The following is a 25,923-nucleotide window of genomic DNA, read 5'->3' as shown; positions in this document are numbered from 1 at the left end:
ACGAATGAAACAGCTTTCCTTTTTGCCCGGCGAGATAACGCCACAGGACCGGCGTCTCATCCAGCGTGCCCTCAGGATTCTGGACCGGCATCTGCATGAGCCCGGGGTAGCCTTCACCTCCACTCATGCCGTTCGGGAATGGTTACGACTGCATATGGCCGCACTTGAGCGGGAAGAGTTCCGGGTGTTGTATCTGGACAACCAGAATCAGCTTATTGCCCATGAGACGCTCTTTAGCGGCACGATTAACCGCACCGAGGTCCATCCCCGGGAAGTAGTCAAACGTGCTCTGTATTTCAATGCGGCGGCGGTGATACTGGCGCATAACCATCCTTCCGGCGAGACGACGCCCAGCCAGGCTGATAAAGCCCTCACGCAGCGGCTGGTTCAGGTACTTCAACTGGTGGATATCCGCGTACCTGACCATCTGATTGTCGGCGGCAGGCAAATCTATTCGTTCGCAGAACACGGTCTGCTGTGAGGTATTGACATGAAAATTATCAGTAAACGCCGGGCAATGACGATATACCGCCAGCATCCTGAGTCCCGAATCTTTCGCTACTGCACCGGCAAATATCAGTGGCACGGTAGCGTCTGTCATTACACCGGTAAGGTAGTTCCTGACATTCCCGGCGTGCTGGCGGTATACGCCGAACGCCGCCAGGACCGCAACGGGCCCTATGCCTGCCTGATGAGTATTACCCTGAAATGACGATAAAGGAGAAGCCTGATGAGAAGTAACATCACATGGGGCCTGCAGCGGGATATCACGCCGTGCATGGGAGCACGTCTGGTGCAGGAGGGTAACCGGCTGCACTATCTGGCTGACCGGGCCAGTATCACCGGTAAGTTTAGTGACGACGAATGTCTTAAGCTGGATGTGGTATTTCCACATTTTATCAGCCGGATCGAGTCTATGCTGACCACTGGTGAATTGAATCCCCGTCATGCCCACTGCATCACCATTTACCACAACGGTTTCACCTGCGAAGCCGATACCCTTGGCAGTTGCGCCTACGTATATGTAGTCGTCTATTCCACTCAACGCTAACTAATTTCACGAGAGCAAACATGAAACCTCAACCTGCAACAACTTCGCGGGCGGCTGAGCTATATCTGTCGCCAGTGGCGGTGTGGCAAATGCTACTGACACGCCTGCTGGAGCAGCACTATGGCCTGACACTGAACGACACGCCATTTAGTGATGAAACCGTTATTCAGGAACACATTGATGCCGGGATCATGCTGGCCGATGCTGTGAATTTTCTGGTGGAGAAATACGAACTGGTGCGTATCGACAGGAAGGGATTTAGCTGGCAGGAACAATCGCCTTATCTTCGGGCTGTAGATATTTTACGGGCAAGACAGGCAACTGGCCTGTTGCGACAAAGCCGTAACAACGCAGTACGGTGAATATTGCGTACAACCTCCCGATTTACATTCCCGATCTTTATTCCTTATTCACTCATTGCATAATGCGCCTGCCATTCCCGGCAGGCGCGTTTGCTTTTATACGGACAAAAATAATGCAAACTGAAGCTGAAGTTTTAACCGATCATAATGAGCTAATTTGCTCGACCAGTATTGAACGTATCGTCACAGGACGTGATGCTGCGCTAAAACAAATAGAGGCGCTAATCCGCCAGCTTGATGATATTTCCCGATTGACCTCCAGCATTGGCGGTGACGTGGCAGATCACTGGGCAATGAGACAAGGGCATTCCTTTGACTGTTGGCTGGTACAACCTGTAGACAGGGCAATGCCGGTGATCGCCCACAATATCGATCGCAGCATCTGGCGCGATCTAATGTTGAAGTCCGGGATGCTGACGTTAATGGACGCAGAGGCGCGTAGTCAGTGGGCGAAGAACCTCGAAGAGGGTGATCTCCCGGCAATCAGTGAAGCCAACATCCTGAGCACCTTTGAACAACTCCACCACAATAAACAGGATGTTTTCGAACGTGGAATTATCAACGTATTTAAAGGGCTAAGCTGGGACTACAAAACCAACAATCCTTGCTGTTTTGGCAAGAAGATTATCGTCAACAATCTGGTGAAGCATGACCGATGGGGCTACAGCCTGAACTGGGGCTGGCGGCGCGATCAGTTAGCCGATCTGGAACGTATGCTGTATTTGCTGGATGGTAAAACCATCCCTGATAACCGGCACGATATCTCCATTCGGTTCATGGATTTTGTTCGCGATAATCCACATCAACAGGTCTTCGAGGATGATTTCTTTAGCATTCGTTATTTTCAGAAAGGCAGCGGACATATCACATTTAAACGCCTTGATCTGGTGGAGAGGATGAATGATATCGTGGCAAAACATTTTCCTGGAGCGCTACCTGCAAGATAACCTGAGTAGATTATGGGTTTCTGGCATAATCATTGCGGCCAAGAACTCTCAACAGGCTACTACGTAACCTGTAAGTCTAATTTACAAGTTCAGCAGGGAGAGCATCGCCAGACGCTGGCAAACTGAATATGCGAAACTTCAGTTGTTCGGTTTTACCAAACAACTCGGCGTTAAACAGAAGCCGGAGGCGAAAAGGATATTGCCACTTTACTACAGGCCAAAAAGTAGCTCTGGATGCCTCTGCTCTCCACAAGCAAAATCATTTGGGGGTGCTTATGGGGGTTACTCATTTATCCAACACAAAATATCAATTTTAAATCAATGAGTTAAGTATCAAATACGACTCCTGTGATCTCCGCCAAAATTCCATTCCGATTATTTGTAATAAGATACAACAATTTATTTTCTCTAGGATGAAAAATGATTATTCATTTTACTAAAGATATTAAATCTCTGCTGTCTATTTTAAAAGATAAAGGATTACGATTAAAATATTGTGAAGAAGAGTTTTCAAATAATAGAGGGAAAATATCTTCACATGCAGCACACCCGATGGTCTCTTTCAGTGAGTATGATGAAAATGAACTTGAAGGAAAAACTATCACGTATGGCAACTGTGGTATTGCATTCAGTGATAAATGGGTTTCAAAAAAAACAATTCATCCAGTAAGTTATCTTGACAATAGATCTTTTTCCGCATCAGGACTGGAGACATTGTTAAATGCAAGAAGAAAAGACCCATCTAAATTATCTTCAGAGTTGCGCCTAGCAATAATAAAAATAAAATGTTTTACCAAAAATAGGATAGGTCATAATAGTCATTTTAAAGATAAAAATTTCAAATTTTATGAAGAGCGCGAATGGCGATTTGTTCCAACAAAGAAACAAATTGGCGGAAATTATATATCAATACATGCTTCTACTCATAAAAGAGAGAAAGAAAAAGAAAAAGAAAAAGAAAACATAAAATATGAAAATAAATATAATAAAAGAATATCCTCTTACGTTTGAGCTAAGTGATATAGAATATATTTATGCTGATGGCAAGAACATTGATTTATTGATGCAACTTTACCCTCAATTAAAACAAAAAATAAAATCCTCAAATTGGAAATCCTAAACCAACTATTATTTATTGCCACGAAGTCTTAACATGCAAGCCTCCTTCACCCACTTACTAAAATTCCCTTTCCCTGCAGCCTTCTCAATCTGCTCCAACAGCTCATCCTCAAAACGGATGTTCTTCATGGTGCTTTTAGTGCGGTCAAAATTTGGTTTCTTTTTTTCTTGCATGGTAGGTACCACTTAGGTTAGTTTACACACATGTGGTACCTACCACATGGAGTCTAAAATTAAGCAACGCCCAACAGTGCTGTCACACCAAAGGGCGTCTAACCTCACCAACTATCAAGGAGTTGATTATGGCTGATTCGCATTCTACCCCAGACACCGACCAATCCGGAACCGAGCGTTCGGTAATTGTGGGATATCGCCCGAATGTTTTCGACAAATCCACGCCAAAAATTATTCTTTCCGGCAAGTGGCTACGCGACGCGGGGTTTGATACCGGCCAACAGATTACCGTAAAAGTGATGAATGGCTGTATCGTCCTGATGGTCTATGGCGAGCAGGAACAACGGTTGCAGGATGAACTGAAAGAGGCCAGTCAGAAGCTGAACAGAATCGAGAGCACACTGGCGACTCTCCAGTGAAATACGGCTGAACCTGCAAGCGGTACTTACAGGTTCAATTGGTGCCGGATGGCGCTTGCACTTATCCGGCCTACTCAACTGAACTGGATTTGATAGAAAATGAACTATCCGGAAATTCCGGATAGTTCATCGGGAAGGGAAAGATTAGATTTCCGGATCAATAGCTCTCTAGAACCGCGTAAGTGACACTTACATGCTCACCTGGTGCCGGATGGCGCTTGCGCTTATCCGGCCTACTTTCAAAATGAACTAATCTTCCATAACAAATCATCCTGCTTATATATAGATATTTTAAATTCAGCCGTGGAATAATTTATTTATTTTTTCTCTATTATTAACACCTTCACTATTGCAAACCAATCGTAAAAAACCTCATATATTATTTTCTCAACAAAATGGATTATTAAAATGGCAATTCCTGCTTATCTCTGGCTCAAAGACGATGGTGGCTTACTTATAAAGGGATCTGTTGATGTAACCAATCGCGAACACTCAATCGAGGTGACATCGTTTAGCCATAACCTTTACATCCCAACGGATGGCAATACAGGAAAGCTTACTGGCACACGTGTGCACGGCGCATTGATTTTTGAGAAGGAATTCGATAGCGCTTCACCTTATCTTTTTAAAGCCGTTGCCACAGGGCAAAGCTTGCAATCGGCAGAATTTAGGTGGTACGAGATCAATAATGCAGGTCAGGAAGCAGAGTACTACAACATGCTCCTCGAAGGGGTTAAAGTTGTATCCGTAACACCGATGATGCATGACACTAAAACTGTCATCAATGTTGGTCATAGAGAACAAGTACAGCTGCGTTACGATAAAATTACTTGGCATTATCTCGATGGTAACATCCAATATTCGGATGCCTGGAATGAACGCATAACCGAATAAGTGAAATCATATGGACACTATCGAGGAGCTTAACGATACATATTTTTACAGAGGGTTTGCTAATCTTTCAGCAGGAGAACTTCTTTTCTGGATTTTCCTGGATGAAACAAGTGAACAATTTGGCGTAAATGATTACATGACCTTGGGTCTAATTTTACTTGGTCAACCTACAATCGCAACCAGAGGTAAGCCGATAGGGGCAACAGCAGGCACATCACCACTGAGCTCTCAGCTACGACACTGGTTAAATATAGAAACCAGACGTTTACCCACCCTAACTACAGGAAGTATAAGACGATTAAAATTTGCATATGTAACAAATCTGGGCGCTTTTGCTGGAAGATGGATTCCAATTATGGGGATTGTCATAATGGCTTATGACGTGACTGCGATTTCATACAAAGCCACAATTAAATACAACACTATAGCCAGAGGTAAAGATAAGCTATGGTAAGTGATAATGATGTCATCGCCTGGTACGATGAAACATTTAATAAACCCAGCTTATTCTTTAAAAAGCGTTGGCCAGTCACCCTCGACACAAGTCTTTCAACAGGCGATTATGTGTGGGCCAGTGAAACGGGCGCAGACATCATGGATGCTTACTTTGCAACTTTCAATGTTGATTGCGCCAATTTCGATTTCTATAAATATTGGCCTATTGAGACATTCATACTTTATGCAATTTTTACCTGTAGCAGAGATGACGATGAGCCACAGCCATTAACCCTCCGTATGCTGGCAGAGTCTGCAAAAGCAGGTAAATGGCTTTATGACTGAGCCTTATTGACGGATGCCATTTATCCAACCTACCGCTTCCGAAAAAAAGCCGCAGATCGGTTAATCAGCGGCTTTTCCATTAGTGCATTAGATTAGAAATTATATTTTACGCCGAGCATACCGCGGGTATCGCTGTAGCCTTTGTCGCCAACCTGTTGGGCCACGTTGCTCCATACGTTGAGGCGCGGAGTGATTTGACCTTCAACACCCACTTTCAGCTCGCCGATGTTCTTCGTGCCGCGCATGTCGTTTCTCACATCGTCCATCTTCACGCTGGCAGTCTGCGTGTTATGGATCCAGTTGGCTTCGACAAACGGCTGGAACTCGCGAGATTTACCGTCATCGATGGCGTTATGGCCGTTGATAAAGGCTTTCACGCCCAGACGAGTCATCAGGTTGCCATCGGTGTCATCCTTCACGCGGGTCCCGTTCGCTTCGCGATGGCTGTCGGCCTGAACGTCCATCCACACCACCTGCGCTTTCGGTTGCAGCCAGTAGCTATTGCGCTCGCTTTCGCCCAGTTTAAAGCTGTAACCGGCTTCGACCGAGGCGGTGATACCGCTGGATTTATATTTCTCTGTCGCCTGCTCCTGACCCATCACTTTGTTATCAAACCAGTTGTACAGCGCCCAGGTATCTACGTAGGTGCCGGTCTTGTCTGCGTCATTGGCATACCAGGTGCCGTACAGCCCCACGCTGTAACCGGTGACCTGACCACGAGAGTGGTAGCCGGTCAGGCTGGACTGCGTGCGGTTCTGGCTGTTGGCATAACCTGCCATCGCGCCAATATGCCAGCGGTCGAGGCCATCGCTACTCCATTGCGCCAGATCGCCGCCTAACTGTAAGACGTAGCTGTTGCTTTGGGTTTTCAACTGCCCGCTACCATCTTTGAAGCGGGTATGCGCGCCAACGTTACGCATCCACAGGCTGGTCACTTTTTTCTCGCCCGTCAGCATGTCGACGTACTGCGTTTCACCCAGACGATCGTGCAGTCGGGTCATGAACAGTGTGTTAGCGGCATAGTTGTTCGCCAGATAACTGCCGGCTTCCGGACGATACTGTTGCTCCGTGACCGGCGGAACATGAGGCTCTTCCGGCTCAGGAATAACCGGGTCCACAGGATCGATCGGGTCCGGGTCGACCGGATCAGGGATAATCGGATCAACCGGGTCCGGGTCTACGGGATCAGGGTCAACAGGGTCCACCGGATCGGGCGGAGCAGGAATAAAGCTGGTCAGATACCAGTTGCTGCCCTTCTGCACTACGTTATAGTCGTACGCCCCGGCGACAATACGGCTCGCTTTCTCAAATGTGCCGTCAGAGTTGCCAGCAACCTCGATTATCTCAATGCCTTCAACGGTCTGCGCCCCAGTACCGCCAATGTTGTTCACCGCCACAAAGGCATTACCCGCTGTGTTGCCGAGCACTGTCAACTTATTGGTTTCGGAGGCATCGTCATTCAGAACGGTATTGAAAACCAGTTTGCCGCCATTCCCGGTAAAATCTTCGTTAATCGTAAGCGTCTGCCACGGTTCGCCGTCAGCATGGCCAAAGTTAACCACTGCCCCACTGTTCAGCGTCAGGTCGGTCAGCGTTGAGCTGTTGGTCATATTCCAGGTCGCATCGCTCATTTGCAGCGAGATGACCCCCGTCCCGGCGGTCGCGCTGGTGATATAAGACGCCCCGCTCCATAGCGAGTTGTCGGTCATGTTGAGCTTAATTGTACTGTTTTGCTGGGGCAGGCTGCTGGTCGCGTTTGTTCCTCCGGCAGCATGAAGATCGCCGTCGATAAGGAAGCGTCCACCGGCGGATCCGTCTACGGTGCCGCCCGTTTCGGTGCTGATGGCATAGCTTTCAGTACTGTGGTCGCCCACCATAGTAATCGCGGCGCCGCCGGCCAGGTTTATCGCCCCGCGTGAAATCGCAAACAGGCCGCGTGGCGCTTTGCTGTATGAAGCCGCTTTTCCAGAACTGTTCACGCTAATGGTCGCGTTGTCGCCCAGGTTCACGGTCGCGTTGGTGGAATAGACCGCATGCGCACTCGCGCCGTTAACCGTAATAGTGGCGTTATTACCCAGTTCCGTTTTAGAAGATGTGGCGGCATAAATGCCCGTTGAGGAGGCGCCAGACGTCTCGATGGTAGCGTCATTGCCAAGCAGGATTGAGGAACCGCTCTGCCCGGAGCGAAGACCTTCAGAGCCGTCGCCGGTCGTCACAATATGCGCACGATCGCCAACGACAATCGTATTTTTGGCAAGCGTCGCATCTCGCATGGCATTGGCGGTGATACCACGCCCCTGGTTACCCGTCGTTTTGATGTACAGATCATCACCGACGTAGATATTAGCCGAGCCTATCCAGCCCTGGCCTATTGCGTTATAACCGGCGTTAATACCGTCACCATCCTGACCGTCTACATAAATACTGGTGCGATCCCCGGTGATGATAAAGACCGGGTTATCCGGCGTATTGGCCCCATGCGTGCGGATACCGTCAACATCTTTACCATTATTGGCGGCATTCTTTGACTGGGTGCGGATCGTCAGGTCGTCACCAAAAATAACGCCCGGACTACCCGTCGCGCTGTTCTGAATAACAGTAACAGAGTGCTCAAAAGCTTCAGCACCGGGTCCATTTAACGTTAATCCATTACCATAAACAGGAATGGTGCCCGCACTCCACTGATAAACATAATTTGGCATGGCGCTGGTTTTAGCGAAATTGGCATTGGCCTGCGCAGGGATTATTGCCTGCAATTCCGGGGGCAGACTGCTAACCAGACCGCTGGAAGGAAGACTATCAACATCAACCCAGGCTGCATGGGCTGAAAATACCATAGACGTTAATGCGGCTGAAACCGCGATGGCAATACGAGAGTAAGATTTGGGATTTGGCATATTAGCCTCCTGCTATCAGGCGTAGAGCGTCCACCACATCGCAAGGATGTGAAATAATAAAAATCAGAAATGCGTTATAAAATATTCGATAGTATTTGATGAATACTATGGCCCAACTTATCTTCAAGCCGGAGCTTATAGACGTATATTTTCTTAATATCAATATTATCTATTTGGGTAATTTGCTGAATACTTTTTCCTGAGACAAATCGCTTCAGTAATATCATTTCTGTATAGTTGAGTGTGCGCCCTCGTTTACTGTTAGCGAGATGACCCGTAAATAATCGTCTCATCTTCTGATGCTGTACGTCATCATCATCATCAGAATATATAATGCCTTGTATTTTATTGCTTTTCGACAGCCAGTAATTGGCTAACGGCGCCAGGTTCCGGTCCGCAATCAAAACAATATGCATACCGCTATACGCCAGACGGTCAACCCATTTCGGGTCAGCGAACAGGCGCAGGTTAGGGAAGGAGAAATCCACAAAAATAAACCCGCGGGATAAATGGTTTTGATTATTAAGCAAAAGTTTTTCAATAACGCCTCGTTGTAAAAAACCGTTTCCCTCAGGCCAGATCGCAAAAGCGGCACGGTGACAGTAGCTGGCGCGTACCGCAGTATCCGGAAATAATTGACAGGATAATTCACAGCTTATGCAACGAATACTCTGTGATGGGGATCTGTTCATAAAAAATGACTCCTGTTATTTTTCCATAAATATTTCATCGGTAAATAAATGTGTCAATCCGACACGTATGACATTCCTTGTCAGTTAATAACAGCAACCCTAAAAAAATGTAATAAACTCTTGATGCGCTAATATGTACGTACGGTAAGCAATGCCATACCGCTAAGTTTTTTTGTGTTTTATCTCAGAATAACAATCTGGGCATTAGGAATTTTATGCATAAATTAAAACCCTAGGATAAATCTTAAAAAAGCACTATTTGCTAAAAAATAACCGCTGTAAAGGTTACTCGTTAATTACACAATTCAGATAACTCAATCACCCTTGTTGCTCTGTGGATAAATATAATGATAACCCAGATAAAACTGTAATGAATTCTCATTATTTAACATTAGCTAATTCCCACCTAAGAAATTAAGTTAATAACATATTGTATTTGAAGGATTTTTACCCCCTAAGTGAAATTCTTATCTTAGATCATGTACAAAGATAGAGGCGTCTTATCGATTTGGATGTAAAATTTAAGGGGTGTGCAAGGACACGCTGTGATACGTTTTGGTTACTGAGGGCTGGGCAATTGTATCTTATCAATCAGTTGGTCGAATTTAATCCTGATAGCAAAAGTCTGGTCAATCGTCAGACCGGGCGCACAATACAACTCCAGCTCCCAGCTTCGCTCTGTTTTCTCTATTTAATTACTCACGCAAGTGACATTGTTTCCCAGAACACGTTGATGATAGTGGGTTGGGGAGAGAGAAATAATGTCACCAGCACCAACACGTTCTACCAGGCAATTCTGACGTTACGTAATGCGCTGGCGGAAGTGGGACTACCGCGTGATACGGTGAAAACTATTTCCCGGCGAGGGCTGAGATTGAATGAAAACACTCAGGTAGAAGTGATAACGGACCCTCAGAGTGACGTTTCCCAGTCACCGGTTATTGAGGAGCGCGCGCCTGCAAAGGTAATTCTTACCGCACCACAACAAACGACGCAGATCTCCTGGTGGAACATTTTATTTAGCGTTAGTGTTGTTATTGCTACTCTGGTTATCTGGCTGGTGTGGTATCAGACTCGCCCGGTTATGCCATTTAGTAAGTTTGTCTCTGTTTCCATGCAGATCCCTTCGCGGCAAAACTGCAAAATTTATTACTCTCCGAATGAGTACGACCAGCATGGCTATTTCAGTCTGATGCAACTTCATCCTTTTCTCTGTGAAAACAACAAACACGTGTTTCTATCCGGCTACCTCAAAGCAGAAAGGATGGTGGCATTTGTATGCGATAAGGATGCGCGGATTGATGCCCACGCATTTTGTACTACCCATTATTACTGGATGCGCGGGCAATGAAAAAAACACGCCACATAATCTTGCTCACTATTGGCCTGGCTACCTTGCTCGGTTCAGGCAGTTGGCTATGGTATTCGCGCTATGCCGAAAAGCCGCTGAATTGCGTTGGGAACGTTGAATGGAATATTGGCAGCAACCGCTTTGCCGGTACGGTTTCATTTCGGATGTACAACCAGGAAGGTTTATCAACAATTACCGGTAAACTGTATGGGCGTAATACTTCAGACATCAGCAGGAACATCTATTTCAGCTACACCCAACAGCGTGATGCGCGGGTGTTACAGGCCATGCAAGTCGTCAAAACCTTCGCCGACACGGCCGATGAAGCGGATATCAACAATACGTTGCCCGGGTTTTATCGTCAGACCGGACGCAGCCTGAGCCTGGTCATGGAGGAGTATAAGGGTGCATGGATTTTCGCCAGTTCCAATGTTCCCTCGCTGTATTGCCGCAAAAGGTAACGTCATATCCGGAAACAAAAAGCACGGTGCTGCCACGGGATTCACTTTTGTCATCATTAACTTACGCGACACAGGTCACTGAATCCACTAATAAGCCATTCTATTCTTCACCGCGAATCAGGAAACATCCTGAATATCAGGATATTCGTTGCGTAATAATTAAGCGAAATGGACGTTTTATTTTGTCCAGAAGACTTCAACCTACGCATGAATATTTGGAGAAGACGTGGGCAGGGGCGTTTATCTCTCTCGCGAGACATGTCTGAGCATTCAGACGTTATCGCATTTCAGGAAACGGTATGTTTCCGGTGTATTTTTGGCGTACATATGAGGGATACGTAATGTTTACTTTTAAAAAGTGCCTGATTGCACTTTCAATAAATTTGGCGGTTGTTTCATCAGGTTTTGCTTGTACGACCCTGCTGGTCGGCAATGAAGCATCCGCGGACGGCTCCATGTTGGTCGCCCGTAGCGCAGACAGCGATGCCCTGAAAGCACAGCATTTTGTCATTCATCCGGCAAAACAGAATCAGACCGGGGTATACAGCACCAAAGCACATAATGGCGCGAATGATTTTACCTGGCCACTGCCGAAAAACTCTCTGCGTTATACCACTGTCCCAAACTGGAAAACTCAACTGCACGGCGCGACCGGATTTAACGAACTGGGCGTCGGTGTGAGTGGAACAGAATCTATTTTTGCTTCACCAAAAGCGCTGGCCGCCGACCCGTACGTTGAGGATAAAGGGATCACTGAAGACGATATCCCGGATATTCTGCTGTCGCAGAGCAAAACCGCACGTGACGCCGTTGCGCTGCTGGGACATATTGTTGAAACCGTCGGTGCGGGCGAAGGCTTTGGCGTTGCCGTCGTCGACGATAACGAGATCTGGTACCTGGAAACCGGCAGCGGCCACCAGTGGATGGCGCAGCGCCTGCCTAATAACCAATATTTCGCCACCGGTAATCAGGGCCGCCTACAGGATTACGATCCTAAAAACCCGGATATGATGGCGTCAAAAAATCTGATTCAGTTCGCAACGGAAAAAGGTCTGTACGAACCGGCGAAAGATGGCAAATTCAACTTCTCTAAAGCCTATACCCGTGATGACGAGCGTGACCGTACGTATAACGATCCTCGCGTATGGACCATCCAGAAAACGTTCAATCCTTCCGCAAATCAGGATATGGCCAAAGGACGTGAATTCCCGGTCTTCATGAAGCCAGAGAAGAAAATGACGCTGGACGATGTAAAAGCCGTGCTGCGTAGCCACTATGAAGGCACCAGTCATGACCCGTACACCAACGGCCTGAACGGTAAAGAGCCGTGGCGTCCGGTCAGCGTCTTCCGCACCTATGAAGCGCACGTTATGCAGGTACGTCCGTGGTTGCCAAAAGAGATCGGTGAAACAACCTACATTGGTCTGGGTATGGCCGATCTCACCGCCTTTGTTCCGTACTACAGCGGCCTGAAAGCATATCCGGCCAACTATACAATGGGTACAGATAAGGCTGACGATCAATCCATCTACTGGAAATATCGTAAATTGCAGACGCTGACGATGACCGATTATCCGAAGCTCGCGCCAATCGTCAAAAAGGCCTACAAAGCGTGGGAAGATAAAGTGGCGAAGGAGCAAAAAGAGGTCGAAGCAGAATATCTGAAGATGGCGAAAACCAATAAACCTGCCGCAGATAAAATGCTGAATGACTTCAACCTGCGCATAATGGCTGATGCAGAGAAGTTAACGGAAGATCTCACTAATCAGTTGTTTACCATCCGCACCAAAGACATTCAGTCTGATATTTTCTTTGCTAACGCAGCGAAAAAAGACTAAGTCACACCACAGTAATGTACTGGCGCAAAGCGTATCTTAGCTCTGCGCCAGCATTTCACATCGCGCCTTCACGGCGTCATGCAGCAAGCGTACCGCCGTTGAAAGCTGCTTACGATGCGGGCAAATCATATTCAGCGGGACTTTCTCTCCCTGATAATCCGTCATCAGCAACTGCAATCGCCCTTCGCGTACATCCTCGCTAACATCCAGCCACGACTTGTAGGCAATCCCCTCACCCGCAATCGCCAGCCGTCGGATCACTTCGGCATCATCGCTCATAATCGTGCCGTTGACCTGCACGCTGCTGACCTCGCCGTCGTGCGTAAAGGTCCAGCGGTCGTGCAGGCGTCCACGTAAGACAAAGGTCATGGCGTTCAGTTGCGCTAAATCTTCCGGGGTTTTCGGCGCTCCGTTTTGTAAAACCCAATCCTGGGACGCCACCAGTACGCGTCGGTTAGCCGGCGCAACGGGCAGCGCAATGTATGACGCATCTTCGGTATTGCCATAACGAAATGCGACGTCGACAGGATCTTTAAAGACATCCGTCACCTGATCGGAGAAAAAGATCCGCAAACGCAGCGCAGGATAGCGGCGTCGAAAAGATTGAAAGACCGGCAGCAGCAAATTCCGCCCAAGATCGGAAGGAACGGCGATTTGCAGCGTGCCAGAAACTTCATCTTCCGGGGTCTGAATTTTTTGCAGCCCGGCATGCATCACGTCCAGCATCTGGCGGGCATAGGGCAACCAAATCTCGCCTTCCGGCGTCAGGCGCAGGCTGCGCGTGGAGCGAGCGAACAGGCGGATAGTCAACGTAGACTCCAGGCGCTTGATAGCAGAACTGACCTGAGCAGGCTGGACGCCGGCTTCGCGTGCCGCATCGCTAAAACTATTCAGCGCCGCGGCGCGGACAAACAACGTGAGATCTTCAAGCCGGAACATTTTCACTCCCCGAGTATAAGTCCTGTCGCCGTAGGGCTATTTTTCCCGTTCTGCCGCCGGTTTACCATCGAATTATTCAACTGATTCCTGTGACCGGAGAGACTATGAAAGCCATCGCCATTACCCGCGCCGCGACCGACGGCAATAACATTGAATTTTTACAAGAGATTGACCTGCCCATGCCAGTTGCCACAGGACATGACCTGCTGGTTGAAGTAAAGGCCATTTCCGTCAACCCCGTTGATACCAAGGTCCGCGAAGGTTTTAACGCTGATGTGCCGCGCGTGCTGGGCTGGGATGCCGTTGGTGTGGTGAAGTCCGTGGGCGAAGCCGTTACTTTGTTCTCGCCTGGCGATGAAGTCTGGTACGCCGGGGCCCTGGGACGTGCGGGCAGTAACAGCGAATTTCAGTTAGTTGATGAACGAATCACCGCGTTGAAACCGCGATCGCTGGATAACGCCTCTGCGGCAGCGCTACCGCTGACCGCAATCACCGCCTGGGAAATGCTTTTCGACCGCCTGGGCATTGAGGAAAACGGCAACGAAGGCGATGTGTTACTGATTGTCGGCGCGGCTGGCGGCGTGGGTTCTATTCTGACGCAACTGGCCAGTAAGCTGACCAAAATGACCGTCATTGGTACCGCATCACGTGCGGAAAGCCAGAAATGGGTACGTGAAGCGGGCGCTCATCATGTGATTGACCACAGCAAGCCGTTGACGGAAGAGCTGGCACGGATAGGTATTAAAGAGGTGACGCACGTTGCCAGCCTGAATAATACCGAACAGCACTACTCGCAAATTATTGCTGCCCTCGCTCCACAGGGGAAACTGGCGCTGATTGACGATCCGCAAACCCTTGATGCGCGTCCGCTGAAAGCCAAAAGCATTTCGCTGCACTGGGAGTTTATGTTTACCCGTTCGATGTTTACCACCCACGACATCATTGCCCAGCATCAGCTATTGACCCGCGTGGCCCAGTTGATCGACGACCACACCATCCATACCACGCTGGGTGAACATTTTGGCGCGATCACGGCGGCGAATCTGCAAAAAGCGCATGCGCAAATTGAAACGGGTCGCTCGGTCGGCAAGATTGTGCTGGAGGGGTTTTAACATGTCTGATGCAGAAGTGATTTCAATTATTGCCGTACTGAAAGCCAAACCAGGGAAAATCGATGCACTGAAACAGGCGCTACAAGCTCTCTTACTGCCCACGCGCCGGGAGGAGGGCAATATTGAGTATGCGTTGTTCCAGTTACGCGACACGCCAGATGTATTTTATGTGCGCGAATCCTGGCGCGGTCAGGCTGGCCTGGACGAACATATCGCCCTGCCGCATTTCCAGTCGTTTGTATTGCAAATGAACGATCTACTGGCCGAGCCGCTACGACTGGATTATCTGACGCCTATAGAGCCGTAATATTAATACCGTGCTTCTCTGCTGTTCGGGGGAGCACAATAAATATCAACTTGAGAATTTACTTAACTCAATAATAACTTAGAAAATAAAATAGACATGATCATTATCCTCTGGAAAACCGTGGCATTAGTCACAAAATTGATATTGAAGATATATCGTTAATATTCATTTTATTTCACAATAATAATAACCATATAAAAATAAATCAGTCAGAAACACCCGCCGAATCTCCATCCTCTTACTTCCAGTACACACCATAAAATAATGTGAATGCAGAAATATAATTTCATAATAACAAGTATTGTTATTTTAATGGGGCAGGAGGAAATTAATTCACTAAGGCAATTCTGATAAAGATAGCTTTAGCCTCCCCCTGAAATTAACCATGAAGATGTCAATAATGGTTAATGAACTGTAGAGCAAAAATGGATATCGCCCAGGCGATTTAGACTTTACTGCAGGTTAGATAGCCTGCAAAAAGCAACAACAAGGAATGGATCATGTCTACACCCGCTAATTTTAATGGCCAACGCCCAGTGATTGATGTCAATGACGCAGTTATGTTGCTTATCGATCATCAAAGCGGCCTGTTCCAGACCGTTGGCGATATGCCAATGACTGAACTGCGTGCAAGAGCTACGGCTCTGGCAAAAATCGCCACCTTATGCAAAATGCCGGTGATTACCACCGCCTCTGTGCCGCAGGGGCCAAACGGTCCGCTTATTCCGGAAATTCATGAGAACGCGCCTCACGCACATTATGTCGCACGCAAAGGTGAAATTAACGCCTGGGATAACAAAGAGTTTGTTGCGGCGGTAAAAGCGACAGGCCGTAAGACACTGATTATTGCTGGTACCATCACCAGTGTATGCATGGCATTCCCGGCCATCAGCGCGGTAGCAGAAGGCTATAAAGTCTTTGCCGTCATCGATGCTTCCGGTACCTACAGCAAAATGGCGCAGGAGATCACCATGGCCCGCGTCGTACAGGCTGGTGTCGTGCCGATGGATACTGCCGCGGTTGCGTCTGAACTGCAGAAAACCTGGAATCGGGAAGACGCAGCGGAATGGGCTGAAGTCTATACCAAAATCTTCCCGGCTTATCAGTTACTAATTGAAAGCTATACCAAAGCCCAGGATGTTGTGAAAAATAACGAGCTGCTGGACTCTCAGCGCGCTTAACTTTTCCGATCTTGCACAAACGCCTGTTTCGTATAAGCAGGCGTTTTGTAATGCGCAGCATCAGCCCCTGTCAGCTATTACGTCCAGCCATAACACCGCCATCGACATCCCAGACAGCGCCAGTCACCCAACCCGCCTTGTCTGACAGCAGGAACGCGACGGTTTCGGCAACGTCAAGCGGCTTACCGACCCGACCGATCGGGTGGAAACTGTCAAAGCTGTTCATCACACCTTGTACATCTTCTTTCGGGATAAACCCTTCATAGATGGGGGTATGCACGACCGCTGGCGAAACGGCGTTCACGCGAATCCCATGCGCACCCAGCTCAATAGCCAGATTTTTGGTTAAAGCATGCAGACCCGCTTTGGCCATCGAATAGGCCGATGAAGGTGTCGCGCCCACCGCTTGTTGCGCCCACATTGAACCAATATTCACGATGGCGCCGTTTATATTGTCTGCCAACATATTGCGTACCACATCGCGGGTGATGAAAAACGTCGCCCGATTGAGGCTCATATATAGCTCATAATCTTCAACTTCATGTTCAGTAAAAGGTTTCGGGAAAAACACGCCAGCCGCATTCACTAACAGGTTGATGTCTTTATGATCAGCATTCACCGTTGCCATCACCTGCCTAACCCCCGCTTCCGACATCAGATCTGCCACAATGACGGAGACGTCACCCAGCTCCGCCAACGCCTGACGGGCCCGTTCCGCTTTCTCGGCGCGGTTGCCTACCAGCACCACGCTACCGCCGCCCTGGAGGATCAGTTTCGCCGTTTCGAACCCCATCCCACTGGTCCCACCCACCACTAATAATTTCTTTCCGGCAAAGAATGCGCTCATCGTTAACCTCGTTTAAAGAATTCGTTGACGCGCTAAAGATGCCACTCGGCTCAGGAGTTGACGACTGAGAAGAAATAGCATCTCAAGAAAGAAAATCTATCTCGATGGCGTATACTGGAAACAGTTAATAAGAATGGAAAAAAGCAGATGCGTTCACTCAATCGGCTAAAATGGTTACACGCTTTTGAAGCCACCGCCCGCCATGGCAGCTTCACCGGCGCGGCGCAGGAACTGGGCGTGACGCCTGCAGCCGTTGGTCAACTGGTGCGTGCGCTGGAAGATTGGGTAGGCCATCCACTGTTACATCGCACCCGCACGGGCAAAGAACGTCTCACGCTGGTCAGCGAAGCACAGGACGCATTGCGCGACATCACTCTGGGACTGGATAACCTGGAATCCGGACTCAACAAACTGCGCGGCCGTCGGGCGCGCTCGGTGGTGATCATTACCGCGTCGCAGGTCCTGGTCATGAACTGGTTGATGAGTCGTCTCAATCGTTTCTCACAAACGCATGAAAACATCGAATTACGTTTGAATGTGACGGAAAAGCTGATGGATGTCGCCCACGGCGAAGCCGATCTGGGCGTACGCTGCGGCAAAGGTGACTGGCCCGGCGTCAATAAAACCTGGTTAATGGATGAAGAAGCCGTTCTGGTCTGCAGCCCACGAATGGTACCGGTAGATAAAATCGCCTGCGGGGAATGGCTGGCCGCGCAAAAGCTGATCCACGACGACACCCCCCACCCCGGCGCTCATTTTCCTGCGTGGGATGATGTCTTGCACGCTACCCATGCCCCGGCCGTCCGCGACAGTGGACTGCACATTAACTCCACCTCTGCGGTGATCCTGGCGGCAATCAGCGGTCAGGGGGTGGCTATCGTTCGTCGGGCACTGGTTCAGCAGTTACTTACCGACGGACAGCTGGTGCAACTTCACCCCGACACCCGTTGGCCGCTGACGTGGTCATACTACATCGTCACGCCGCAGCATGCGGTAATGCGTCCGGAAGTGAAAATCTTTAATGACTGGCTGATTGCGGATGTGCTGGCAGAAATCGCAGCTATCTCTGCTATGATGCCTGCACACAAATAAAACAAAACAACATGCCGAGGGAAAGATGGGTTCCACCAGAAGAGGGATGATGAACGTCCTGATTGCCGCCGTATTATGGGGAAGTTCGGGCGTTTGTGCACAGTACATCATGGAGCAAAGTCAGATGTCATCTCAGTTCCTGACCATGACGCGTCTGATTTTCGCCGGACTTATTCTGCTGATGCTCTCCTTCGTTCACGGCGACAAAGTATTCTCCATTATCAAAAACCGCAAAGACGCGGTTAGCCTGCTGATTTTCTCGGTGGTAGGCGCGCTTACCGTACAGTTGACCTTTCTGTTAACTATTGAAAAATCTAACGCCGCCACCGCGACGGTACTGCAATTTTTGTCACCAACCATCATCGTGGCGTGGTTTTCCGTAGTACGTAAAGCGCGACCAGGCATTTTGGTGCTAACCGCGATCCTGACCTCGCTCATTGGCACGTTCCTGTTGGTCACCCACGGTAACCCGACATCGCTGTCTATCTCACCTGCCGCGCTGTTCTGGGGAATTGCCTCCGCATTTGCCGCCGCGTTTTATACCACCTACCCTTCAACGCTTATCGCGCGCTACGGTACGCTGCCGGTTGTTGGCTGGAGTATGTTAATTGGCGGGATGATCCTGCTGCCGTTTTATGCAGGGCAGGGAACAAACTTTGTCGTTAATGGCAGTTTGATTCTGGCATTTTTCTATCTGGTGGTTATCGGTACGTCACTAACGTTTAGCCTGTACCTGAAAGGTGCGCAGATGATTGGCGGCCCGAAAGCGAGCATTTTGAGCTGCGCGGAACCGCTAAGCAGCGCGTTGTTGTCTCTGCTGCTGTTAGGCATTACGTTCACCCTGCCTGACTGGCTGGGCACGATGCTGATCCTCTCGTCGGTAGTGCTGATCTCAATGGACTCACGTCGCCGCGCCAGAGCGGTTTAACCCCAACCGGCGCGGCAACGGGTTAATTACCAGCCCGGAACCGCGCCGCCGTTGAAGATGGATTCCGCCGCTTTTGCCACTTCCGGTGATTGATAAGATTGCAGAAATTCTTTCACGTTTTCGGCATCTTTGTTGTCTTCTCGCGCCACCAGGATATTCACATACGGCGAGTTCTTGTCTTCGATAAATACGCTGTCATGCACCGGGGAAAGTCCGGTTTGTTGGATATAAGTGGTACTGATAATCGCCACATCCACTTTCCGATCGTCCAGTACGCGTGGTAGCTGCGCGCCTTCCAGCTCCATGATATTCAGATGCCGTGGATTATCAGTAATATCCAGTGCCGTAGGCAGCAGGCCTGTCCCCGCTTTCAGGGTGATTAACTTTTCTTTTTGCAGCAACAATAGCGCCCGCCCAAGGTTGGTCGGATCGTTAGGTATTGCAATCGTTGCGCCGTCTTTCAGTTCCGCTACCGTTTTGATTTTCTTCGAATAACCGGCCATTGGAAAAACAAAGGTATTTCCCACCGCCACCAGCTTATAGTTATGCGCTTTATTATCCTGTTCAAGGAACGGACGATGCTGGAAGACGTTGGCATCCAGTTCACCATGATTAGTGGCATCATTGGGTAATAATGAACCGCTGAAGCCCACCAGCTCGACGTCCAGGCCGTATTTCTCTTTGGCTACTTTCTTCGCGACCTCCGCCACGTCCTGCTCTGCGCCGTTAATCACGCCCACTTTAATATGTTTCGCATCGTTGCTCTGCTGATCGCACCCTGCCAGCAATAATCCCGCCAGTAATACCACCGTCCCGGCTGCAAAATGAGGTATTTTCAGTTTCACGTTTTTATCCTTTTGAAATAACCGCCTGATGAGTAATGAAATGACTATAGCGGGAAGGCCACTGCGGTTTAAAAAACGAAAAAGCATCAGCAAGAAGAAAAAAGCATAATGGAAAAAAGGATAATTAGTCAGAATGTGCCGTGAGCTCATCAATGGAAAGCCCGGTAATCATCAGCACCAGTTCACGATCGATGCCCTTCTCAAGCATGGCATGGGCGATCCGCAAAGCTTCATCCTTTTTGCCTTCCAGCAATCCTGTTCTTCGCCCCGACTCACGTAAGCATTCTGCAATCGTCATTAATCTCTCCTTATGCCTGGGAACACGCCTGGCAACCTCGCGAATAAACGCTTCAAAACGCGGTGCGCTGCCGGACTGTACCAGGTAATTAAATAGCGTTTCTACCTGACTGTCATTAGCGTGTCCCTTAATCAGCAGGGCAACCAGTTTATCGACCAGCACCATCAAATCGCGCTCACGTATATGCTTTTGGACAAGTTCCAGTAGCGCCATGCGCCGATGCTGCATAATCTCGTCATCAGACACCACTGTGATGTCTACCAGTGGGAAAGCCGCGCCATAAAGCTGCCGCGCAGTTTCTGAATCGTCAAACTCATCCAGCCAGCACAGTGAAAAAGGGTACGGGCTAGCAACGCCATGATAAAAAAGTATCGGCACCACTAGCGGCAGCGTTTTGTTTCCGGCATCGAGATGGCTCTGCATCGCGGCAATGGCATAACGCATCATCCGGAACGCCATATGCGCATCCGGCGAACTCTGGTGTTCAATCAACGCATAGATATAGCCTTTTCCAGTCCTTGTTTTTAGTGACCACAGTACATCGGAATAGCTGACACGCAGGTCTTCCTCAATAAAACTCCCGGATTCCAGCTTCAGTGTGTTCAGATCGCAAAGTTCACGCAATGACGCTGGGAGATAGGTATCAAGAAAATCCCTCGCCGTTTCTGGATGGTTTAAGAACTTTTTAAAAACTGCATCATGCGGGGTAGAAGTTGTAGGATTTTTCATGGCGATCCGTCACCAAAAGCACAAGATGACGGAACCTTACTCGCCAGCAGCGCAACCAACATCAGGGAAACTATTCATCTGCGAGGCGCTTTGGCGAATAAATACATACTTTTGCAATGTATTCATTTTCCGGGAATGGTGTTCGCAAAAATGCCCGGTGAAACCTAACGCTTACCAGGCATCTTTTATGCGCCATCCGGCGATAGCAACATCACACCATCTCTTTCACTATCTCCATTAACCTGGCGACATCTTCAGGGCGGGTATTACCCGTTTGTGGATCGATAATCGAGCTGTAAACATGCGGCATCACGCGGGGCACTCCCGCCTCCAGACAGGTTTTCAGGATAATGCCGAAGTTATCGAGATCGATCCCGCCCGTCGGTTCAATCAGCGTCATGCCGTTGCGCGCAGCGGTCGTCGCCAGCGCATACAACTCAGGCAACGACCGCTCTCCCCCCATGGGGAAAAACTTCGCCGCGTGCGCCCCTGAATCCAACATCATCCGTACCGCTGCATCGCAGGAAACGCGGGCTGGCGTGCCCTGGCTACTGCAAACGCCCGTCGAGATCAGCACTTCCCCCGGTGTGCCCGTCGGGCTGACCAGCGCATTGATATGGGTTTGTTCGCCGCCCGTGGCCGCCAGCGCCCCTGCCGCAAACCCGCAGCCGGTAAAGGTCTGATTGACGTGCGCCGGGTGAACCGCTGAGGCTATCATCGCCGCTTTGTAATACTGTGCCGGGTCGCCAGCCCCCAATCCGACGGAGATCGACGGCACCTCCGTCATCCAGCGTTTAACTTCCCGAACGCCCTCATCAACTGACGTAAACTGCGCGGAAAGCACGCCGATCACCGCATGGCCTTCAGCGGCATCATAGATTTCCCGGGCATTGGCGATATCCTTCGCCAGCACGTTAATGGCCACTTTATTCCGATAAAAATTAATGTGCTGCATGGTCTGCAATCTCCTTTAATCGCTCTACGATCAACGCCATTTCCCCTTCTGCGACCGTACGCGGGTCAAGACTAAAAACGCCCTGATGAAGGTTGTAACGACGAGCGTAAATCGCGATATCGCCCCCGCGAAGTTGCGCTTCGACAGCATAAGCATCCTGCCCCAGCGTCTGCGCGTTCACGCGGATCCGAATCCGCCAGATGGCGCGTCCGGCTTCGTCCTGTTCGATATCGGCGTCCAGTCCGGGAATCGCTGATATCGCCTGTGCTACGGGCTGGAGTTCCTCAGCAGTCACCACGACCTGCCCCTGATGATAGTTTTCCAGGGCATACACCAGCCCGACCATATTCTCTTTGCCGATTTTCATCGCCCGGGCAATCCCGTGGTGCTGCGCTTTACACGCGGCAATCCACTGTTTCTTACCGGTGATAAACCCGGAGGTCGGCGCGTTAAAGGCTTTTGCCCCGCTGTAGACCACCATATCCGCCCCGCTCGCCACCCAGGCGTGTAAATCCTCCTCGGCGGCGGCATCAACAATCAGCGGCAGATTGTGAACCTGCGCGACCTGCACAAAATCCGCAATGCTCAACATGCCCTTCTGCACGCAATGGTGCGATTTCACGTACAACAGCGCGGCGGTGTTATCGGTAATCGCGCTCTCCAACTGCCAGCGGGCCGCAAGATTACTTGAGCCGACTTCCACCACGCGACCACCGCCCAGGCGAATGGCGCTGGTGATTGGCGCCCCGTAGTCAACGTTATGCCCGCGCAGCATGACCACTTCATTCGCCATACCAGTGCTATCAGGCATTAGCGAGACTCGCGCCGGGTCGCCGCGGGTAATGGCTGCGGCGACAGAGATAGCAATACCCGCCGACGCACAAGAGGTGATATAGCTGTCCTCCGCGCCGGTATAGCGGGAAACCAGCTCGCCGGTGCGGTCCACCAGCCGATCGATTTCAACAAAGGATGAGGCCGCCCGCGCGGTGGCCTGCATCACCTCCGGCGCTACGCTGGAAACGCCCAGAATCGTCATCTTGCCGCAGGCGTTAATGACCTGTTTTAGCCCCAGTTGTTGATAAATATTCTGTGTCATGGCTTACAGCACTCCCAACAGCGAACAAACCACGCTGAGCGCCACAATTGACAGCAGGATCGTGGTGTAACGTGGCCCTTTCTTCACCAGATAAAAGTAGATGGCGAACACCGCCGCCAGCGGCAACAGGCCGGGGGCAATAGAGTCGAGAATTTGCTGAACCACCACTTCAGAGCCTTTCAGGGCGCTGAGTTTTAGCGGGGTGGTGATCTTGACGTAACTCGCAGAAAGCGCGCCCATCATGATCAGACCCAGCACGTTAGCACCGTAGATAAGCTCCTTAATTCGCCCTCCCTGCAGCAGACCGATAATCGAGTCACGCCCCAGCGTATAACCTTTGTGGACCATGCCGTAGCTGATTGCCAGCGTAATAGCAGGATAGAGAATTAACGGTACAATTCCGCCCATCGCGCTGCCATTGGCGGCGAACGGGATGAAAATAGCAATTAACAGCGGCATAACGGCGGCCCAGATGATGGAGTCCCCCATCCCGGCCAGTGGTCCCATTAAGCCGGTTTTAATCCCGGTGATCGAAGCGTCGCTAATCGGCTCGCCGCGCGTTTTCTGCTCCTCCATCGCAATGGAAATCCCCTGAATCACCGCCCCGAACGTTTGCTCCGAGTTGAAGAAGTTCAGATGGCGTTTCAGCGCTTCCACCTGCTCCTCTTTTTGCGGGTATAGTTTTTTGATGATCGGTGTCATCGAGGCGCAGAAAATCAGGCTTTGCAAACGCTCATAGGAGCTGGAAACTTCCGCACCCAGCCAGTAGATAAACCAGGCTTTGGTGATATCTGCTTTGGTCAGCGTGCCGCTTTCACGTGCACGCTCCACCAGTTCATGCTGCATTACGTCGCTGCTCATCATGCTGCTCCTTCATTTTTCGCCAGACCTTTAATCAGGAAGGCCACGCAGGTACCAAAGATTGCCATCGCCATGATGTCCACCTTCAGGTACAGCACTGCAAAGAATCCGCCGATAAACCACGGCAGCAGGCTCTTTTTACCGATCACCATAATGGTGATGGCAAAGCCCAGCGCCGGCAGAATGCCGCCCATAATTTCAAAGGAGTGTGTGAGCCAGTGCGGCATCAGCTTCAGGAAGCTTTCCACCACGTCCTGACCAAAATAGTTAGCGGCAAAGACCACGGGGAAACGCAGCACCAGCCCGAGTAACGCCGGGTAGAGGAACGCACAGCGCATAATCCCCGCCATGTTGGCCGTTTCCGCGTGCTTGTCGGCCATATGTACCCACGCGGCGTTTAACGTACGACGCAACTGGTCGAGGAACACACCGATAACGCCAAACGGGATCGCCAGTGCGATGGCCAGGTTCGGGTCCATTCCGGCCTTCACGGCGATAGGAATTGAAATACAGGCAGCCAGCGCCGGATCCGACGGGACGTTGCCGCCCGGCGTAGAGGTCACGCCGAGGTAAACCAGTTGCATACCTGCGCCGATGATCATCGCCGTTTCCATGTTGCCTAACAGCAGGCCAACGAATACGGCAATCACCACCGGCTGTAGCAGCATGGCGGAAAAGGTGTAGCCAAGGCGTAATCGGGCAAACCAGTAATACAATCCCATCAGGCTTGCAAAGACTAAAGTATCCATAGTTAAGTACCCTGTTATCAAAGAATTAGAATTTTTTCAGGATATCGTCCAGCGACTGCGGCTTATCTTCCGGGATAGTCTGGAAGAACACCTGAATCCCACGATTTTTCAGGTCGCTCAGAATGCCGACGTCTTTTTCATCCAGCGTGATGTTCTGGAATACCGCTTTGCGGTTTGGCCCACCGCCCAGCCCACCGACCTGAATGGTGGAGACATCAAAACCCAACTGGACCGCCTCCAGGACCGCCGCCAGAGAGGGGAACAGCACCAGGACCTTACCGTCACCAAGCTGATTTTCTTTCCATGCGGCGGCAAAACTCTGGTTACCAAAGCAATCCACTTTGATATTTGGCGGCGCTGCCATCAGGTAGATATTTTTCATAAATGGGTCGGCGTCCAGCTCATCGCTAACCACCGCAATCCGGTTTGCCTGAGATTGTCCAACCCACTTAGTCACAACCTGGCCATGAATCAGACGGCTATCGATACGACATAAAACGATGTTTGCCATGATGTTTAATCCTTATTGTGATTGTTGTAATTGACGTACGTGAGCAACAACGTCCAGGCAGCTGCTCCGCCCGGCCTCGACCAGTTCGGCCACACAGGCGGTCAGTTGACCGTGCTCGCGTTTGTCCAGCGCCTCCAGTAACAAAGAGGCATTCAGCCCGGAAATGACTGCCACCGGGTAGTCGGCGCTCAGCCGCGCCGCAACATTAGAAGTGGTGCCGCCAATAAAATCGGTCAGGATCAGTGAGCCTTCCGGCATGGCTTTCACCACGACTTCGACGCGCTGATAAAACTCACCGAGCGTATCAACCGGCATCAACGCAATTTCGGTCACGCCTTTGATTTCGCCCATCACCATGCGCAGGCTGTTGCAAAGCTGTTGCCCCCAGCCGCCATGGGTCAGCAGCAGGATCTGGGGCAAGGATTCAGTGGTAGTCAAAATGGCCTCCTGGCTCGATTACATAGACATAGGTAAACAGAGCAAAGGCT

The 25,923-nt window shown here is 50.0% G+C and carries 31 protein-coding genes; 18 read left to right on the top strand and 13 right to left on the bottom strand.

What is annotated here, in order from left to right; all coding sequences use genetic code 11:
• Positions 1-4: 4 nt before the first annotated feature.
• The 6 genes from OOJ59_RS19685 to OOJ59_RS19660 all read left to right on the top strand — a co-directional run bounded on the left by OOJ59_RS19685 (position 5) and on the right by OOJ59_RS19660 (position 3,371).
• Positions 5-481, top strand: coding sequence for a JAB domain-containing protein (locus OOJ59_RS19685; protein WP_108168486.1), 477 nt, complete (start codon positions 5-7; stop codon positions 479-481).
• 9 nt (positions 482-490) lie between these two features.
• Entirely contained in the window at positions 491-712 is a 222-nt protein-coding gene (locus tag OOJ59_RS19680) for a DUF987 domain-containing protein (protein WP_108168485.1), read from the top strand.
• Positions 713-730: 18 nt separating this feature from the next.
• Complete coding sequence (locus tag OOJ59_RS19675) at positions 731-1,051, top strand: type IV toxin-antitoxin system YeeU family antitoxin (RefSeq protein WP_108168484.1); 321 nt, start codon at positions 731-733, stop codon at positions 1,049-1,051.
• A gap of 20 nt (positions 1,052-1,071) precedes the next feature.
• Complete coding sequence (locus OOJ59_RS19670) at positions 1,072-1,413, top strand: TA system toxin CbtA family protein (protein ID WP_108168483.1); 342 nt, start codon at positions 1,072-1,074, stop codon at positions 1,411-1,413.
• 113 nt (positions 1,414-1,526) lie between these two features.
• On the top strand, positions 1,527-2,360 hold the full coding sequence (locus tag OOJ59_RS19665) for a DUF4942 domain-containing protein (RefSeq protein ID WP_099530882.1): 834 nt from the start codon (positions 1,527-1,529) through the stop codon (positions 2,358-2,360).
• Positions 2,361-2,780: 420 nt separating this feature from the next.
• Entirely contained in the window at positions 2,781-3,371 is a 591-nt protein-coding gene (locus OOJ59_RS19660) for an abortive infection system antitoxin AbiGi family protein (RefSeq protein ID WP_160955955.1), read from the top strand.
• Positions 3,372-3,488: 117 nt separating this feature from the next.
• Here the strand turns inward: OOJ59_RS19660 and OOJ59_RS19655 are convergent, their stop codons facing one another.
• Positions 3,489-3,653 carry a YlcI/YnfO family protein gene (locus OOJ59_RS19655; protein ID WP_148374187.1) on the bottom strand — a complete coding sequence of 55 codons (165 nt, stop codon included), beginning with the start codon at positions 3,651-3,653 and terminating at the stop codon, positions 3,489-3,491.
• A gap of 128 nt (positions 3,654-3,781) precedes the next feature.
• Here OOJ59_RS19655 and OOJ59_RS19650 point away from each other — a divergent pair, with 128 nt between their 5' ends.
• The 4 genes from OOJ59_RS19650 to OOJ59_RS19635 all read left to right on the top strand — a co-directional run bounded on the left by OOJ59_RS19650 (position 3,782) and on the right by OOJ59_RS19635 (position 5,746).
• Positions 3,782-4,072, top strand: coding sequence for a SymE family type I addiction module toxin (locus OOJ59_RS19650; protein ID WP_121529728.1), 291 nt, complete (start codon positions 3,782-3,784; stop codon positions 4,070-4,072).
• A 408-nt stretch (positions 4,073-4,480) separates the two neighbouring features.
• Positions 4,481-4,966: an Hcp family type VI secretion system effector gene (locus OOJ59_RS19645; protein ID WP_079934361.1), complete on the top strand. Its 486-nt coding sequence runs from the start codon at positions 4,481-4,483 to the stop codon at positions 4,964-4,966.
• Between the two features lie 10 nt (positions 4,967-4,976).
• Complete coding sequence (locus OOJ59_RS19640; protein ID WP_160955954.1) at positions 4,977-5,420, top strand: STM2901 family protein; 444 nt, start codon at positions 4,977-4,979, stop codon at positions 5,418-5,420.
• A complete protein-coding gene (locus tag OOJ59_RS19635) occupies positions 5,414-5,746 on the top strand; it encodes a DUF1493 family protein (protein ID WP_003827189.1) in 333 nt (110 codons plus the stop codon). The genes OOJ59_RS19640 and OOJ59_RS19635 overlap by 7 nt, the downstream gene beginning before the upstream one ends.
• 92 nt (positions 5,747-5,838) lie before the next feature.
• Here the strand turns inward: OOJ59_RS19635 and misL are convergent, their stop codons facing one another.
• Both misL and OOJ59_RS19625 read right to left on the bottom strand, forming a co-directional pair.
• On the bottom strand, positions 5,839-8,643 hold the full coding sequence (gene misL / locus OOJ59_RS19630; protein ID WP_087857232.1) for an intestinal colonization autotransporter adhesin MisL: 2,805 nt from the start codon (positions 8,641-8,643) through the stop codon (positions 5,839-5,841).
• Between the two features lie 74 nt (positions 8,644-8,717).
• Entirely contained in the window at positions 8,718-9,335 is a 618-nt protein-coding gene (locus tag OOJ59_RS19625; protein WP_038635555.1) for a helix-turn-helix transcriptional regulator, read from the bottom strand.
• Positions 9,336-9,912: 577 nt separating this feature from the next.
• On the opposite strand from OOJ59_RS19625, the gene OOJ59_RS19620 reads away from it, so the two are divergent.
• The 3 genes from OOJ59_RS19620 (at position 9,913) to OOJ59_RS19610 (ending at position 12,985) form a co-directional block, all read left to right on the top strand.
• Positions 9,913-10,686, top strand: a complete 774-nt coding sequence (locus tag OOJ59_RS19620) for a winged helix-turn-helix domain-containing protein (RefSeq protein ID WP_085049165.1) — start codon at positions 9,913-9,915, stop codon at positions 10,684-10,686.
• Positions 10,683-11,147 carry a hypothetical protein gene (locus OOJ59_RS19615; protein ID WP_038635561.1) on the top strand — a complete coding sequence of 155 codons (465 nt, stop codon included), beginning with the start codon at positions 10,683-10,685 and terminating at the stop codon, positions 11,145-11,147. Before OOJ59_RS19620 ends, OOJ59_RS19615 begins: the two co-directional genes overlap by 4 nt.
• A 341-nt stretch (positions 11,148-11,488) precedes the next feature.
• Complete coding sequence (locus OOJ59_RS19610) at positions 11,489-12,985, top strand: C69 family dipeptidase (protein WP_069323827.1); 1,497 nt, start codon at positions 11,489-11,491, stop codon at positions 12,983-12,985.
• Positions 12,986-13,021: 36 nt separating this feature from the next.
• On the opposite strand, the gene OOJ59_RS19605 is transcribed toward OOJ59_RS19610, so the two are convergent.
• Positions 13,022-13,924, bottom strand: a complete 903-nt coding sequence (locus tag OOJ59_RS19605; RefSeq protein WP_160955953.1) for a LysR family transcriptional regulator — start codon at positions 13,922-13,924, stop codon at positions 13,022-13,024.
• A 104-nt stretch (positions 13,925-14,028) separates the two neighbouring features.
• On the opposite strand from OOJ59_RS19605, the gene OOJ59_RS19600 reads away from it, so the two are divergent.
• From OOJ59_RS19600 to OOJ59_RS19590, 3 genes are all read left to right on the top strand, one after another.
• Positions 14,029-15,036: a zinc-binding alcohol dehydrogenase family protein gene (locus OOJ59_RS19600; RefSeq protein ID WP_087857235.1), complete on the top strand. Its 1,008-nt coding sequence runs from the start codon at positions 14,029-14,031 to the stop codon at positions 15,034-15,036.
• 1 nt (position 15,037) lies between these two features.
• Positions 15,038-15,343 (top strand): putative quinol monooxygenase, encoded by a 306-nt coding sequence (locus OOJ59_RS19595; RefSeq protein ID WP_042311525.1) that lies wholly within the window; start codon positions 15,038-15,040, stop codon positions 15,341-15,343.
• 500 nt (positions 15,344-15,843) lie between these two features.
• Positions 15,844-16,524, top strand: coding sequence for a hydrolase (locus tag OOJ59_RS19590; RefSeq protein WP_038635572.1), 681 nt, complete (start codon positions 15,844-15,846; stop codon positions 16,522-16,524).
• A gap of 70 nt (positions 16,525-16,594) precedes the next feature.
• Here OOJ59_RS19590 and OOJ59_RS19585 read toward each other — a convergent pair whose 3' ends face one another.
• A complete protein-coding gene (locus tag OOJ59_RS19585; RefSeq protein WP_085049124.1) occupies positions 16,595-17,371 on the bottom strand; it encodes an SDR family NAD(P)-dependent oxidoreductase in 777 nt (258 codons plus the stop codon).
• Between the two features lie 147 nt (positions 17,372-17,518).
• Here OOJ59_RS19585 and OOJ59_RS19580 point away from each other — a divergent pair, with 147 nt between their 5' ends.
• Both OOJ59_RS19580 and OOJ59_RS19575 read left to right on the top strand, forming a co-directional pair.
• Positions 17,519-18,463 (top strand): LysR substrate-binding domain-containing protein, encoded by a 945-nt coding sequence (locus OOJ59_RS19580; protein ID WP_121530043.1) that lies wholly within the window; start codon positions 17,519-17,521, stop codon positions 18,461-18,463.
• 25 nt (positions 18,464-18,488) lie between these two features.
• Positions 18,489-19,391: a carboxylate/amino acid/amine transporter gene (locus tag OOJ59_RS19575; RefSeq protein WP_069323680.1), complete on the top strand. Its 903-nt coding sequence runs from the start codon at positions 18,489-18,491 to the stop codon at positions 19,389-19,391.
• Between the two features lie 26 nt (positions 19,392-19,417).
• On the opposite strand, the gene nlpA is transcribed toward OOJ59_RS19575, so the two are convergent.
• The 8 genes from nlpA to OOJ59_RS19535 all read right to left on the bottom strand — a co-directional run bounded on the left by nlpA (position 19,418) and on the right by OOJ59_RS19535 (position 25,873).
• Positions 19,418-20,236, bottom strand: coding sequence for a lipoprotein NlpA (nlpA, locus tag OOJ59_RS19570; RefSeq protein WP_069323679.1), 819 nt, complete (start codon positions 20,234-20,236; stop codon positions 19,418-19,420).
• A 124-nt stretch (positions 20,237-20,360) separates the two neighbouring features.
• Positions 20,361-21,263 (bottom strand): Rpn family recombination-promoting nuclease/putative transposase, encoded by a 903-nt coding sequence (locus OOJ59_RS19565; RefSeq protein ID WP_087857238.1) that lies wholly within the window; start codon positions 21,261-21,263, stop codon positions 20,361-20,363.
• 211 nt (positions 21,264-21,474) lie between these two features.
• On the bottom strand, positions 21,475-22,218 hold the full coding sequence (dagF, locus tag OOJ59_RS19560) for a 2-dehydro-3-deoxy-phosphogluconate aldolase (RefSeq protein ID WP_121529734.1): 744 nt from the start codon (positions 22,216-22,218) through the stop codon (positions 21,475-21,477).
• Entirely contained in the window at positions 22,205-23,314 is a 1,110-nt protein-coding gene (gene dgaE, locus OOJ59_RS19555) for a D-glucosaminate-6-phosphate ammonia lyase (protein ID WP_160955952.1), read from the bottom strand. Before dgaE ends, dagF begins: the two co-directional genes overlap by 14 nt.
• 3 nt (positions 23,315-23,317) lie before the next feature.
• A complete protein-coding gene (locus OOJ59_RS19550) occupies positions 23,318-24,178 on the bottom strand; it encodes a PTS system mannose/fructose/sorbose family transporter subunit IID (protein ID WP_005121522.1) in 861 nt (286 codons plus the stop codon).
• Positions 24,175-24,924 carry a PTS mannose/fructose/sorbose/N-acetylgalactosamine transporter subunit IIC gene (locus tag OOJ59_RS19545; RefSeq protein ID WP_003023960.1) on the bottom strand — a complete coding sequence of 250 codons (750 nt, stop codon included), beginning with the start codon at positions 24,922-24,924 and terminating at the stop codon, positions 24,175-24,177. Before OOJ59_RS19545 ends, OOJ59_RS19550 begins: the two co-directional genes overlap by 4 nt.
• Before the next feature lie 25 nt (positions 24,925-24,949).
• A complete protein-coding gene (locus OOJ59_RS19540; RefSeq protein WP_038635597.1) occupies positions 24,950-25,435 on the bottom strand; it encodes a PTS system mannose/fructose/N-acetylgalactosamine-transporter subunit IIB in 486 nt (161 codons plus the stop codon).
• A gap of 12 nt (positions 25,436-25,447) precedes the next feature.
• Positions 25,448-25,873, bottom strand: a complete 426-nt coding sequence (locus tag OOJ59_RS19535) for a PTS sugar transporter subunit IIA (protein ID WP_038635600.1) — start codon at positions 25,871-25,873, stop codon at positions 25,448-25,450.
• Positions 25,874-25,923: the final 50 nt, after the last annotated feature.

This window comes from Citrobacter sp. W9, assembly GCF_026719375.1.
In the GTDB taxonomy this organism is placed as follows: domain Bacteria; phylum Pseudomonadota; class Gammaproteobacteria; order Enterobacterales; family Enterobacteriaceae; genus Citrobacter; species Citrobacter werkmanii.
The sequence above is the reverse complement of the archived record's forward strand: the minus strand, read 5'-3'. Positions and strand labels throughout refer to the sequence as shown.